This window comes from Fusibacter ferrireducens (assembly GCF_015352425.1).
Lineage (GTDB): Bacteria > Bacillota > Clostridia > Peptostreptococcales > Acidaminobacteraceae > Fusibacter_A > Fusibacter_A ferrireducens.
The window spans coordinates 24,657-39,871 of the sequence record NZ_JADKNH010000010.1 but is presented as its reverse complement, the minus strand read 5'-3'; the positions used below and the strand labels follow the sequence as shown (position 1 = coordinate 39,871).

Here is a 15,215-nt window from a genome sequence, read left to right as displayed (position 1 = left end):
CTAAAAATCTAAATAGCTCTGCAAGAAAAGGAAAAGCCAAGGTGAAAAAAATATGCCCCTGTCTGTGGACAGGGAACATATTCAAATCGCCTTGGCTTTAAAAATAGTAATGTGAAGTAATACAGTGGTGTTATTTCGAAGAAAACAATTCGTAGAGAGCCTGATCGTACTGGATGTGTTGATTGAGCTGTTCAAGCAATGTGTTTAATGAAGCTTTGATAGTGGCTTCATCACTGCTATCTATAGCTGTTTTTAGAGTGGTCATTAGAGTTCTATGAGCTTCTTGATCGATCTTATAAGTGTCTTTAAGTGCTTCAATTTCAGTTCTTAGAGCATCTCGTTCAGCCTGACCACTTGTCTTAAATGCTTCGAGTTGTGTTTGAGCTTCAGCTCGTGTAATTGTACCGTTTTCAAGCCCTGCCTTAAGTGTATTCAGAAGTGCTCTATATGCCGTTTGGTTTGCTTCTAGTTTAGTTTTTTGAAGTGTGCTTATAGAGTCGCGAATGGATTTTTGCGAGTCCATGGCAGTTTCAAATTGGTCTAAAAGTTCTGGCGCATAGAGTGTAACGATTTCGAGTGACCGGTCTCCCAATTGCGGCCCCCTATCATCACGCATAGGCATACGACCATTTTCGTTTTCAGGTCGTGGCGGCAAGTCGCCTTTAATTGGCCGATTTACAGTGGGCTTGTCTTCTGGAACCACAGCAATATCTGTACTTGAGTTGTCGGCAAAAGCCAATGCAGGCACAATCATGGTACCCAATAAACCTAATGTAACGATCTTTTTTATAAATTCTTTTTTCATCTTATTTCTCCCTTCATCTCAATTGTCGAGCAAGCTTGCATGCTTGTTCTATAAGAATAGTTTAACGGAGAGCGCATGGTCATATCAAAGGTGAAACTGTGGCAATTTTGTGGTAAAGTACGTTTGAATATTTTTACTGAAGTAGGGGTGTGATATGATGAATTTAAAGAATGGAGTGAGTCGCATGCAAAAAAAAATCTATGTTGCTGATGATGAAAAAAATATTCGTGAGCTGATCATGAGTTTTTTAAAAAATGATGGTTTTGAAGTAAAGACTTTTGAGGATGGAAAAGCACTTTACGATGCTTTTTTAATGGACCCTGCAGATATGCTTATTATAGATATTATGATGCCAGAGATGGACGGACTATCGCTGTGCACTAAGATCAGAGAGAAACATAATGTGCCCATTATCATCGTGTCTGCAAGAGACAGTGAGCTTGATCGAATTACGGGCATTACCATTGGAAGCGATGATTATCTGGTAAAACCGTTTTCTCCAATTGAACTTGTGGCACGCGTCAAAGCCATCTTTAGGCGCATGCAATTTGATCAAGGCAACTATGAAGTGAATCCACTATTAAGTTATGGTGATTTGACGATTTCTGTGGACAAAAGAGTCGTGCATTGTAAAGAAGTGCCTTTAGATTTGACGCCCACTGAGTTTGCCCTTATGGTCTATTTGTTTGAGCATCAAGAGCGCGCCATTTCCAGAGAAGAACTCCTTAAGAATGTTTGGAAGTTTGATTTTGATGTAGACACGCGCGCGACAGACGATGTGGTCAAGAGACTTAGAAAAAAACTCAGTTGTTCCAATGTGAAAATTGGAGCCGTATGGGGTTTTGGATTTAAACTTGAAATTGAAGATTCATTTAAGGGAAAGTAGGTCTGCTATGAGTAAAGCCCCCAAAAAAGCACAAAATCTTTGGACCATTGAACGTAAAATTTTGATGCCCTACATCGGCTTCATGATCGCTTTACCACTGGTCATTTTAATCGTTTTCAACATTGCCATGAGATTATACACAGAAAAAAATGCACGTGAGGAGATTCGAAACACGCTTGTGACGACCAATCTCATGCTCAAACAGCAACTTGTGAAAAGGCCTCTAGACTTTTCAAATGAAATAGATCGGAAACGCTTCAGTGATCAAATAGATTTTGTCAATGAAATTTTTAAGATTTCGAAAATGGCCAACAATACAGATATTTTTATATTTTCTAAAACAGGAGAATTGATATTTCCCACGAACAGGGATGAAACAGATCCTGTCATCTTAGCCGCTAAAGAGGCCATCTTCATACAGGAAATCGATGGGATTCAACGTGTTAAAGTCAATCAAATGGCCTATTTGATCGCTGGGGCGAGCATTGAAATCAATCAACCTATACCTGAAAGTGCTCCTGCTAGTGCGTCGTCAACCACATCACCAAATGTAACTGGTGACCTGCCACTTGCTAGACCCTTAAATAGAACTTTTCATGCCGTATATGTTTCTTCGTTAAATGCTGCAAATCTTCTGTTAAAACGGATTAACTTAATTTTACTGAGTATCATAGGTGTGACGCTCTTAGTCAGTAGTGTCTTTTTTAAAAGAATTGCATCCGGTATTTCTAAACCCATTATCGAAGCGTCGGCTTATGCAGATGCCATATCCAGTGGTCAATACGATGCGCTCTCAGTACATCAAGATACAGCAGAGATTTATCAACTTATGCATAGCCTTAATCAGATGAGTCAGAAATTGGAAGTGCAGGACCAGACACAGCGCAATTTCTTGCAAAATGTTTCACATGAACTCAGGACGCCATTGATGTCCATTCAAGGTTATGCGGAAGGTCTTGTAGGGGGTGTTTTTAAAGAAGTTACGCATCCAGCACAAATCATAGCAGATGAGAGTATTCGGTTAAAGGGGCTTGTGGATGAGCTCATTACACTTTCAAGACTTGAGAGCACATCTGTGAGCATTCAAAAGTCTAATTTGGATTTGAAAATGTGGCTATTGGAAATCGTTGAGCGCGCAGCGGGGATTGCACTTAAAGAGAACAAGCACGTCCGATTGATCTGCCAGGACTCTGTACATTTATTTCTAGATGAATCGTTGCTGGAAAAGACGATTTCAAACCTTTTGAGTAATGCCATTAGACATGCAAAAGATCAAATAGAAATAAGCGTAGAAGCCACTTCTGATTTCGTCAAAATATTTATATCAGACGATGGCAGAGGCTTTAGAAGTAATGAAATTGAATTCATCTTTGACCGTTTTTTCAAGGGGAGTGATGGCAACCACGGACTGGGACTTGCCATTGTGAAAAGTGCGGTGCTTCTAAATGGGGGCGAAATTAAAGCTTATAACAGTGAACAAGGGGCCGTTTTTGAGATTGAGTTTAAACGATAGATAGAGTGCCCAATAGAATGCATAAAAGCCTTGTGGGATCATGGAAAGTGGACTGAACCCCAAAAGTTAGATTTTTGGTCTAACTTTTTTGGGGGCCGGTTCAAATAAAATGATGCCATAGGGCTTTTTAAAATTAGCAGTGCTAATCTTAGTCATTAAAAATATTAATTTTCATTATAAAAAACCCTATGATAAAATGAGAGAGAAAGAAAAATGAGATTATAATTTAGAATATATTCACAATACATGGATGCATAAAACAGGTGGCATTTAAGCATTTGAAAGGGCCGTAAAGTGAAGCCCCTGCGGTCTGAGGCTAAGGAGGAAAATATGAGTTTAGTAAAGCGCATTTTGGTTCAAAAGAAGACGGGTTTTGACGTAGAAGCACATGAAATATTACATGATTTAAAACAGACACTTCACATTCATACGCTTGAAAAAGTGAGTATCATCAATGTCTATGACATGGAAGGTGTCAATGAAAGCAAACTTTCAGAAATAAAAGCATTAATTCTATCTGAACCCAATGTGGACAATGTCACTGAAACTGAAATTGAATTGCCTCAAAATAGCAAGGCCTTTAGAATTGAACTCTTACCGGGCCAATACGATCAAAGGGCGGATTCTGCGGCGCAATGCATTGAAATTGTAACGCTTGAGAAGCGACCTGAAATTGTGACTTCACGTATCATCGTAATAGAGGGTGCTGTTTCGGAGCCAGAATTTGAAATGATTAAAACGTATCTCATCAATCCAGTGGAATCCAGAGAAGTGCCACTGGAGATCCCTGAAACAGTTAAAATGGTAACACAGGAACCACATGCTGTAAAAACCGTTGAAAATTTCATCGACATGTCGCCTGAAGAACTTGTCGCTTTTAAAAGTACAATGGGCTTTGCCATGACTGTGGAAGATGTGGCATTTATACAAACCTATTTTAAGGAAACGGAACACAGAAATCCTACGATTACAGAACTTAGAGTGATCGACACCTATTGGTCAGATCACTGTAGACACACCACTTTTTCAACTGAAATTGAAGCTGTTGAGTTTGAAGAAAGCGACTTTAAACCTGTATTAAACAAAGCTTTCGAGGCATATCTAGAGGCACGTAAATACGTCTATGCTGATCGTAAAAGAGATATTACGCTGATGGATCTTGCAACGATCAACATGAAAACCCTCAGAAAAGAAGGCGGCCTTGAAGACTTAGATGTATCGGACGAAATCAATGCTTGCAGTATAGAAGTGGATGTTAAAATAGACGGTAAAAAAGAGCCCTGGCTTTTGATGTTTAAAAATGAAACGCATAATCATCCCACTGAAATCGAACCTTTCGGTGGTGCGGCAACTTGTCTTGGAGGTGCCATTAGAGATCCGCTTTCAGGCAGAAGTTACGTCTACCATTCCATGCGCGTAACCGGTGCAGCTGATCCTACAGTGCCGTTTGAATCCACGCTTGAAGGTAAACTGCCACAAAAGATCATCACGCAAAAAGCGGCAGCTGGGTTCAGTGCTTATGGCAATCAAATTGGACTTGCAACAGGTCATGTGGCTGAGGTTTATGATGAGGGTTTCTTAGCAAAGAGAATGGAAGTGGGCGCAGTGGTTGGCGCAGCGCCTAAAGCCAATATCGTCAGAGAAAAACCACTTGAAGGTGATGTGATTTTACTCGTGGGCGGTAGAACAGGTAGAGATGGCATCGGTGGCGCGACGGGTTCTTCTAAAGAACATGATGAGGAAAGTTTATTGACTTGTGGTGCAGAAGTCCAAAAGGGAAATCCACCAGTTGAACGCAAGATTCAGAGGTTGTTTAGAAATCCAAATTTATCAAAACTCATTAAAAAATGTAATGACTTTGGTGCAGGTGGCGTCTCTGTTGCAATAGGAGAACTTGCAGATAGTTTACAGATCAATTTGGATGCAGTTAAGAAAAAATATGAAGGTCTTGATGGTACAGAGCTTGCGATTTCAGAATCTCAAGAACGTATGGCAGTGGTAATCGCACCAGAAAACGTGGCGGATTTTATGGCGCATTGTGATCATGAAAACTTAGAGGTTTCAGAAGTTGCAAAAGTAACAGATGATGGCAGACTCATCATGACTTGGAATGGTCAAGAAGTGCTTAACCTTTCCAGAGCATTTTTAGATACAAATGGTGTGAAGGGCAAGACTTCTGTTAAAGTATCAGCACCTTCAAGTAATACCTTCTTTAATCAAGATAAACTTGGAACGAATAATAAAACAGTAGACCTTGAAGCAAAATGGCTAGAAACTGTGAAAGATCTTAACAACTGTTCACAAAAAGGCCTCGTGGAGCGTTTTGATAATACCATTGGCGCAGGAACGGTGTTGATGCCTTTTGGCGGTAAGACTTATAATACGCCGGCTCAAACCATGGTGGCTAAATTCCCAGTGCTCACAGGTGAAACGGATACCGTTTCCATGATGGCTTATGGCTATGATCCTGCCATTGGCAAGTGGTCGCCTTTCCACGGTGGATTGTATGCTGTGGTGGATTCCATCGCAAAACTCGTTGCGACGGGTGGCGCATATGAAAAAGTGAGACTTTCACTACAAGAGTATTTTGAAAAGCTGGGCAATGATCCTGTTAAATGGGGTAAACCGTTTTCAGCCCTATTGGGTGCAAGTTATGCACAAAGCCAGATGGGCACGGCTGCAATTGGCGGTAAAGACTCCATGTCGGGCACATTTAAAGACATCAACGTGCCGCCAACACTCATTTCATTTGCAGTGAATACAGCTGAGGGCAGTGAGATCATTTCGCCAGAATTTAAAGCGGGCGGCAATGCGATTGGCTATTTTTATGCAGAGCGAGATGCCTCTGAAATCATCGATTTTGAAAACTTGAAAAAAGCTTATTCTGAAATTCACCAAGCGATTTTAGAAGGTCAAATCCTATCGGCATATGCAGTGGGCAAAGGTGGCGTAGCACTTGCAATGACTAAAATGGCATTTGGAAATAAAATTGGATTTACATTGGATACGGAATTCGATTTATTTGAAGCCGCTTATGGCAGTTTGGTTTTTGAAATCAAAGCAGGCGTTGAATTAAGCCAATTATCATTTGCAAAAATGATTGGTAAAACCACTGAAAACTCTAATATCAGCGTCAACGGCGTGGCACTTGATATGGATGTGCTCATGTCAGAATGGGAAAAACCGCTGGATGCTATTTTTCCTAAAGTTCATGAAGCTCAGGCTCAGGGCACTTGCGAAACAATCACGTGTTTAGATCGTTCAATATACGCACCTAAAGCACAATTTGCAAAACCAAGAGTGCTTGTACCTGCATTTCCAGGGACAAACTGTGAATGGGATACGCAACGTGCTTTTGAAAAAGCAGGTGCTGTAGCAGAACCGTTTTTATTTAGAAATCTAACCCCTGAGGCAACAATGGCATCCATCGACGAATTGGTTGAGAAGATCAATAAGAGCCAAATCCTTGCGATTCCAGGTGGATTCAGTGCAGGCGATGAACCGGAGGGTTCAGGTAAGTTTATTGCATCTGTTTTTAGAAATCCTAGAGTTGCAGAAGCCCTTATGAAACTTTTGAATGAACGTGATGGACTTGTGATTGGTATTTGCAATGGCTTCCAAGCCCTCGTGAAGTTAGGGCTTTTACCGTATGGTGAAATTAAAACTTTAGATGAAAATGCACCGACCTTGACTTTTAACAAAATCGGTCGCCATGTGGCAAGGATGGCTCATGTGAGAGTTGCCTCTGTCAAATCACCGTGGTTTGCAAACGTAGAAGCTGGGGATGTCTTTGAAACGGCATTTTCTCATGGTGAAGGCCGATTCTATGCGGATGACAAAACACTTGAATCTCTCAAGAAAAATGGTCAAATAGCGACTCAATACGTGGACTCTAATCATCAGGCGACATATGATGGTCATTACAACATCAATGGTTCGGTGATGGCGATAGAGGGCATTACTTCAGTGGATGGTCGGATTTTAGGTAAAATGGGCCACGTGGAGCGTGTGGGTAAACATCTTTACAAAAATATTTATGGTGCATCTGATATGAAAATATTTGAAGCTGGCGTCAACTACTTCAAATTGTAATAAAGACGAGAAGCATTGCGATAAGCGGTACGGGTGGATTGAAAATGACAGCATGGTGACCAAAGGGTTGAATTAAGGCCCGAATATGGTAAAATAGGGCATATTTAAAAAAACAATTCAGGAGGTCCTATGAGGTTGAAATGGCAAGTGACCATGTTACTCTTGTTTCTGATGTTGCTTTCTTCAGTGACATTTGCAAACGAAGTGACTTTGATCATCAATGATCAACCGATTGGCAATGATGGTTTAGTTGTTGTCCAAAATGATCAGTTGTACGCATGTGTAGCAGATTTCTCGTCAAGATTTGGAGGAGAAACCCATTGGCTCGGAAATGCAAAGTTAGCAACGGTAGAATATGAAGATCAATATATGAGTTTTGAGTTAGAGTCAACACAAGCCATCATCAACAATGAAATTTTGATGATGGATGCCCCGACAGTTGTAATTGATGATCGCGTGTATGCACCACTCAATTTCCTAATGGAGCGTTTTCCAGCAACATTTGCTTGGAACGATAGCAATTTGACGTTGACGATTCAAAGCGATCAGTTTGAATGGGATGAGACAGATCCAATCGTGATACCTTATACAGATGAAGATTTGCTTTGGTTGGCAAGGATTGTAAATGTGGAGAGCAGTGACAGTTCAATGGATATGAAACTCGCCATTGCAAATGTGGTTCTAAACCGCGTCAAGAGTTCAAACTTTCCATCCACAGTATATGATGTTATTTATCAAGAGGGCAAATACAAACAGTTTCCGCCGGCACATAGGGAAAGCTTTTTAACGCTTCAACCTTCAAAAAACAGCATTGTGGCGGCTAAAAAGGCCTTAACAGGTGAAAACAATGTGGGTGAGTGTCTGTATTTCAACAACAGGCCGTTTTCAAGCAAAGCGGATGATCTCTATATCATTATAGACGGTGAATATTTTTATGAATAATTGGACGTAAGGTAAATTCAGAGTATTTTCAAACAGAACAAGACGAGAGATTCTCATCAAGAGAACTCTCGTTTTTTTAAAACAACAAGATTTGAGCCCAAAGCTGTGCTGAGGAATGTTCACCCTCAAACAGCGTCAGCGAAAATCGTTTTGAGGCATCGGAGATGGCTCAAATGTTGTTGTATGCAAGATTTGAGCCCAAAGCGGCGTCAGCGAAAATCGTTTTGAGACATCGAAAGATGATACAAATGTTTCCATATCAGATAAAATGATGTACATACAGATGGCAGATTTGATATAATAGAGGGGATAATATCATAGAAAAAATAGCGCATATATAGGGGAGGTTCGACATGAAAAACTGGTCTAAAAAGTGCCTTTTTCAAGTCTTGTTATTGGGTTTGATTGCGAGTACCTTTTTTCAATTTACATATGGACAGGATACAAGCGTGATCAGAATTGTTGAAGTGATTAAAGCCAATGAAGAGAGCAGTTACCAAAAGATGTTTACCGATTTTGGAATGCTCGTTGAAGTCATTCATGAAGAGGACCTCAGTACACTTGAGTTGTCGGATGTAGACATTTTAATAATCACTCAATCTGTGGCGGATCACTGTATCCCTGAAGCAAGTATTGTGAAAGCAGTGGGTTCAGGGATGCAATTAATCGTAGAAAGACATCAGAGTTTGGGCAGGCAATTGGGTGTTGACTTTGGAACGGATACAAAGCAGATTGATGGCCTAATAGACAAGATGCACCCAACCGTCAATATTTTTTGGGATGAAAAAGTGACCATTCCAATGATCACCAATAAAGATTTGTCCGTTCACTGTCTTTCAAGTGACAAATCTACACCAGTTGTGGTCAGTGGGCAATATCAAAAGGGTTCTTTCGTCTATAGCACTGTAGGCGCATATGTCAATGAGACGGACTATCAGTACTATAGAATCCCCTTTATGATGCAAATTGTTTCAAAGACCTTTGCACTTGATTTTTCAATTAAAAGAGATCAGATGATCGTTTATATGGACTGGGGCTATTATTATGATCAAGATCCAGAACAACTTGCTCAACAGTTTAAGAAAGCGGGTATTTCTGAGGTCCATTTAAGTGCATGGTACGAAATAGATAAAACCAAAACATTTTATGATAAATTTATCAATGCTTGCAATGGGCAAGGCATTTTGGTATATGCATGGTTTGAGTTTCCCATGGTAACAGAGCAATTTTGGCATGATCACCCAGAATGGCGAGAAAAAACAGGAACACTGGAAGACGCACATGTATCGTGGCGATATTTAATGGCCATGGAGAATCCGGCTTGCATGGATGCCATAAAAGCATATGTAAAAGATTATTTGGGCGCCTTTAATTGGGATGGTGTCGATATCGCCGAACTCTATTTTGAGTCACCAGATGGGTTTAAGTTTCCAGAGACCTTTACGCCCTTATCTGACGATGTACGAAGCGCATTTAAAGCAAAAACGGGTGTAGATCCGATTGAATTATTTGATGCATCAAGTCCTTATCATCACAGTAAGAGCGACAATGCTATCAAAACTCAGTTTTTGCAATACAGGCGAGACCTTGTAACGGCTTTAAATGAGGAAATTATCAGCTCTGTGAAGCTCTTGAAAAAAGGGGGATTACCTTATTCCATATATGTCACTCAGATTGAAAGCATTAAAGATTCTAAAATGTATGACAACATAGGTGTGGATGCCAATGCCTTTATCAAACTTCAAAACAAATATGATTTTTTCTACATCGTGGAAGACCCTTTTACACTATGGGCGCTTGGACCAGCAAGGTATTCTGAAATATCAAAGCATTATAAGGGAAAGATGAACAGTGACAAGGATGTTTTATTTGACATCAATATCGTTGAAAGATCAAGAGTAGCTTATGAAAACTTATATCCAACAGCTAAACAAACAGGGTTAGAACTTTATGATCTCATTGCCCATGCCATGTCTTTATCAGATAGAGTTTGTCTATATGCAGCGCATACACTCTATGATCATGATTATGAAATGCTGCCTTATGTAATGGCGCATAAGAGTCAAGTTGAAAAAGTGAATTCAGGACATATCAAGACGCAATCAGAGAATACATTTAAATACCTCGGTGATATGAAGCACAAAGAAGTGTTGATAGATGGGCAAGTGAGTCCATTTGTAAATTCTGATTTTATACTGATACCAAGTGGTACTCATGATGTTGAATTCAAAGTGATTCCTGCAGAAACATTTGAAAAAAATATGAGAATCTTAGATTTCAATGGTGAGATTAAAAGGTTTAAATCGACTGCGGATAAAATTGAACTTGAATACCAAGAAAAGAGAAACGGGTTGATCACGATAAATTTCGTGCCGACAGAGATATTGCTTGATGATGTTCAGACATCACTGGAAGTGTTGTATAATGGAGAATCCTTTACAGTTAAAGCACCATTGGGTAAACATAAACTCACGCTTGTAAACGCGCCTAATGGCAATGAGTCTCAAAAACTCTTTATTCAAGGTAAATACGTCCATTTTGAAAGTAAACCTTTACTGGTGAACAACAATAGCCTATACCGTGCAGAAGAATTGCTATCGGCATTAGGTGTAGACTTCGATTATCATAGTAGTTATAAAACGTACACTGGGGGGAAAAATGGTTATGTGTTCTGGATACAACTGGATAACCCCTATGCCAAAGCCAATGGGAAAGAAGTTTATCTAGAAACCGTTGGCATAAAAAATGAGGACATTAACTATGTGCCCCTAAAGTTTATTTGCCAAGCTCTGAACTTTAAAGTGAGTTATATCCCTAAATATCATATTGTGACAGTGAATGCCATGCCTTAGTAATTAAGGCTAGGTTTATCGAGTGTGTTGAACATTGCAGAGAATAACGGATGTATGCCATTATTCTCTATTTTTTTGTCCTATTTATGGGTTCTATTTTGAGGATCTTCTTTGTAAGGGGTTGTAAAGTGAGCAAAATATGATATAATCAAATTAGAACACACGTTCTATTTTGTAAAAGATAAAAGCTCTGAACTGAAGATAAAAATTATGAATAAAAAATAGAGATGAGAAGGTCAGTCACATGAACATAAACCACATGAACCTAATAGAGGATATCAAAGCAGATATTAAAATGAGGTGCGAAAGTCCGAATAACTTTTTTGGAAAAGGATGCTATGATCATATTGAAAGTGTTGCAAGGCATGCTGTTGAATTGGCAAAGCAATATCATGCGGATATTGAAGTCTGTGAAATTGCAGGCTGGTTGCATGACATTGCCAGTATTACTGATTACGCGTTATATGAATCACATCACATTCATGGTGCGCAGATGGCAGAGGCAATACTGAGCACATATGACTATCCAGAAGTCAAAATTGAAAAAGTGAAGCAATGCATTCTCAACCATAGAGGCAGTGTTATTAGGAACAAGATGAGTATAGAAGAAATCTGCGTTGCAGATGCAGATGCGATTTCTCATTATGACAATTTACCGGCACTTTTCTATTTGGCATATGTCATGAGAAAAATGGATCAAAATGAGGGCGTTCATTTTGTACGCAATAAACTCATCAGGAGTTATGACAAAATGTCTGAAAAGAGCAAACTCTACTATAAAGATAAGAGAGAACAGATTTATAATCTATTGGGTTGATGTGGTGGGAGGTCGCTATGGAAATCTTTGAAAAACTTGAAATATTAGCAGATGCTGCGAAATATGATGTATCATGCTCATCCAGTGGGAGCGAAAGAGCTAATGCAGGTGGTCTTGGCAATGCAACTAAAGCAGGGATTTGCCACAGTTGGACTGATGACGGCAGATGTATCTCACTCCTTAAAATTTTAATGTCTAATAAATGCATCTATGATTGTGCGTATTGCATCAATCGTCTGTCGAATGATTTTCCGCGCGCAGAATTTGAACCAGAAGAGATCGTGGCACTGACGATCAACTTTTACAGACGCAATTACATAGAAGGCCTATTCTTGAGTTCTGCCGTAACGAGAAATCCGAATTATACGATGGAAAGACTTCTAATGGTAGCTAAGCGATTGAGAACAGAAGAGAACTTTCAAGGTTATATTCATCTAAAAGGCATCCCAGGCGCTGATGAAAAGCTCATCAGGGAAGCTGGGCTCTACGCAGATCGCTTAAGCATCAATATTGAATTGCCCACCACCAATGGTCTCAAATTATTGGCCCCTCAAAAGGATCGCCAATCCATATTGAGCCCTATGAAACTGATCAAAGACCAAATTGATCAGCATAAATATGAAAAGCGCAATAAAGCACTATTTGTCCCTGCTGGTCAGTCGACACAACTCATAGTAGGGTCCACAAATGAGACAGATTATCACATTGTCAAGCTATCAGAGGCGCTCTATAATAAAATGTCACTTAAAAGGGTCTACTATTCTGCCTATGTACCGGTGAACAATCATCCGGATATCGTGCCACATAAAGTGCCACCCCTTCAAAGAGAACATCGCATTTATCAAGCGGACTGGCTCTTGCGTTTTTATGGGTTCAAGGCAGATGAAATCGTCAATGAAGCACATCCGAATTTGGATATGCTGGTGGACCCCAAATGCCAGTGGGCACTTCGCAATTTGCATCTGTTTCCCATGGAAGTCAATCAAGTGAGCTTTTTAGAATTGCTCAGAATACCGGGCATTGGAAATACCTCTGCAAGACGCATTATGGCTGCAAGACGATTTGGACTTGTCTCATATGAGTCTCTTAAAAAAATGGGTGTGGTCTTAAAGCGTGCAAAATACTTTATCACATGCAAAGGGCAATACTTCGGCGCAGGTGATTTAGAACCGCTTAGATTAAAACAAATGTTGCTGGATAAACCCAAGCAAAGCCAGATGAGCCTCAGTGATTTGTATCCTGAGGCATTTGGCATAACGACACCCAACCATGCAATAGAGGGAGAAACTTATGGATTACTTACATGATGGCAGTTTCGAAGGCGCCTTGACAGGTATTTACCAGATGTTTCATAATCGTGCTCGTATAGAAACGGACCAGCTTTTAGATGCGAAGACTTACCAGATGAATCTTTGGTGCTCTTATGAGATCGTAGTAAGCGATCGTGATCAGGCCTATAAAGTGGCAAAATCTATCATGGATACATTTGGAGAAGAGGGATTTAAAGTCGTTCTTTACAGTTATCTCTATGAATCATCGGACTATGGGACGCTTCTCTTTAAATTTCTGAAAAGAGCTTATAAACTGGGTGGCAATGCAATCACTTGTTTAAGCGATGACGCCATTTTTAACATTTATAAACTCTATCGATCCGTTGTGCGGGAGTCCCATCTAATGCTTGGCATATTGAGATTTGCACAGCTGGACAAGGACATCTTTTATGCGCAATATGAGCCCACTTATGATCTGACGGGGATAATAGCCCCTCATTTTGCTGAGCGTTTAAAAGATCAACTGTGGGTGATTCACGATACCAAAAGGGGCATTGGCGCTTTCTACGATGGTCAAAAATGGTTTTTACAGCCCATTGATGCCTTTGAACAACTCCAATTTTCCAAAGAGGAGGCGAAATATCAGGAACTCTGGAAGCGCTATTTCGATCATATCGCCATAGCAGAAAGAAAGAATCCCAAGTGCCAAAGGAACTTCATGCCACAAAAATATTGGAAGTTCTTAACGGAAAAAACGTTTGTGTTAAAACCTCGTGAAGCAGACACCACCAGAAATTAAATTCATATCCCCATTCCCAAAAGCCAATTAACTCCAATTCAAGTTAATTGGCTTTTTTAAACCTAAGTAAATATTTATTTAAAATCAGATAAATATTTACTTTGCCGTATTGAATTAAATTTTAGTTATGATATGATATTTTTAGATAGGCTATTCCGAAATTAAATGAACATGAAGTTAGATGGACATTAGTAATACTGAAATTAGATTTAAGCAATAAAATACAAGATATGAGGAGTGAATGTATGATCTTAGTTTTAGGTGGTGCAGGTTACATTGGTAGCCATGCGGTTAAAATATTGATTGAAAGTGGAGAATCCGTCGTCGTTGTGGATAATCTGGAAACAGGTCATTTGGCATCGGTAAATAAAAAGGCCATCTTTTATCAAGTTGATATTCGAGATGAAGAAGCGCTTACCGCTGTTTTTGAAGCGCATGATATTGAGGCTATTTTACATTTTAGTGCCAATTCACTTGTGGGTGAGTCCTGTGAAAATCCGCTAAAATATTTTGAAAACAATGTTTATGGTGCAAATGTATTGTTAAAGGTCATGAGAGATCATGATGTTAAGAAGATTATTTTTTCATCGACGGCTGCTGTTTATGGCGAGCCTAAAATTGTTCCGATCACAGAAGAGAGTGAAACGCTCCCAACAAATCCATATGGGGAATCCAAGCTCATGATGGAAAAAATGTTTAAGTGGTCTGATGCTGCACATGGCATCAAATTTGTATCATTACGCTATTTCAATGTTGCGGGTGCAGATAAATCAGGTGATATAGGCGAAGCTCATACCGTTGAGACACATCTCATTCCGCTTGTCTTGCAAGTGCCGCTGGGTAAGAGAGAGGCTATTTCCATCTATGGTGATGATTATCCCACAAAAGATGGGACTTGTATTCGAGATTATATTCATGTGATTGATCTGATTCACGCACATTTATTAGCGCTTAATTATCTCAGAGCTGGCAATGAAAGCAACATCTTTAATCTTGGCAGTGGATCCGGTTTTTCTGTGAAAGAGGTTATAGAAGTGGCAGAAGAAGTTACTGGAAAGCCTATTAAAACACTAATAGCGCCAAGGCGGAGCGGTGACCCATCGGTCCTTATTGCATCGCCTGAAAAGGCCAAGGCTATTTTAAAATGGGAACCAAAGCATACGAATGTCAGAGAAATAATTGAAGACGCTTGGCGTTTTCATATCAATAAACCAAATGGCTATTAAAGGTAGAGGTGA

At 39.8% G+C, this 15,215-nt stretch carries 10 protein-coding genes; 9 read left to right on the top strand and 1 reads right to left on the bottom strand.

From position 1 onward, the window contains the following. Positions 1-130: 130 nt before the first annotated feature. Entirely contained in the window at positions 131-805 is a 675-nt protein-coding gene (locus tag ISU02_RS16060; protein ID WP_194702867.1) for a hypothetical protein, read from the bottom strand. A gap of 184 nt (positions 806-989) precedes the next feature. Here ISU02_RS16060 and ISU02_RS16055 point away from each other — a divergent pair, with 184 nt between their 5' ends. The 9 genes from ISU02_RS16055 (at position 990) to galE (ending at position 15,203) form a co-directional block, all read left to right on the top strand. Then, on the top strand, positions 990-1,691 hold the full coding sequence (locus ISU02_RS16055) for a response regulator transcription factor (protein WP_194702866.1): 702 nt from the start codon (positions 990-992) through the stop codon (positions 1,689-1,691). A gap of 7 nt (positions 1,692-1,698) precedes the next feature. Beyond that, positions 1,699-3,204 (top strand): sensor histidine kinase, encoded by a 1,506-nt coding sequence (locus tag ISU02_RS16050; RefSeq protein WP_194702865.1) that lies wholly within the window; start codon positions 1,699-1,701, stop codon positions 3,202-3,204. A 330-nt stretch (positions 3,205-3,534) separates the two neighbouring features. Further along, positions 3,535-7,296 carry a phosphoribosylformylglycinamidine synthase gene (locus ISU02_RS16045; RefSeq protein WP_194702864.1) on the top strand — a complete coding sequence of 1,254 codons (3,762 nt, stop codon included), beginning with the start codon at positions 3,535-3,537 and terminating at the stop codon, positions 7,294-7,296. 129 nt (positions 7,297-7,425) lie between these two features. Further along, positions 7,426-8,238, top strand: coding sequence for a cell wall hydrolase (locus tag ISU02_RS24000; protein ID WP_228727853.1), 813 nt, complete (start codon positions 7,426-7,428; stop codon positions 8,236-8,238). A gap of 353 nt (positions 8,239-8,591) precedes the next feature. Then, positions 8,592-11,090, top strand: a complete 2,499-nt coding sequence (locus ISU02_RS16035) for a stalk domain-containing protein (RefSeq protein WP_194702863.1) — start codon at positions 8,592-8,594, stop codon at positions 11,088-11,090. Between the two features lie 244 nt (positions 11,091-11,334). Further along, entirely contained in the window at positions 11,335-11,907 is a 573-nt protein-coding gene (locus ISU02_RS16030) for an HD domain-containing protein (RefSeq protein ID WP_228727852.1), read from the top strand. Between the two features lie 17 nt (positions 11,908-11,924). Beyond that, a complete protein-coding gene (locus ISU02_RS16025; protein WP_194702862.1) occupies positions 11,925-13,214 on the top strand; it encodes a putative DNA modification/repair radical SAM protein in 1,290 nt (429 codons plus the stop codon). Further along, the gene (locus ISU02_RS16020; protein WP_194702861.1) at positions 13,198-13,977 is read left to right on the top strand and encodes a TIGR03915 family putative DNA repair protein; all 780 of its coding nucleotides are present in this window, start codon (positions 13,198-13,200) and stop codon (positions 13,975-13,977) included. The genes ISU02_RS16025 and ISU02_RS16020 overlap by 17 nt, the downstream gene beginning before the upstream one ends. A 245-nt stretch (positions 13,978-14,222) precedes the next feature. Then, positions 14,223-15,203: a UDP-glucose 4-epimerase GalE gene (gene galE, locus ISU02_RS16015; protein ID WP_194702860.1), complete on the top strand. Its 981-nt coding sequence runs from the start codon at positions 14,223-14,225 to the stop codon at positions 15,201-15,203. The last annotated feature ends 12 nt before the right edge of the window (positions 15,204-15,215 follow it).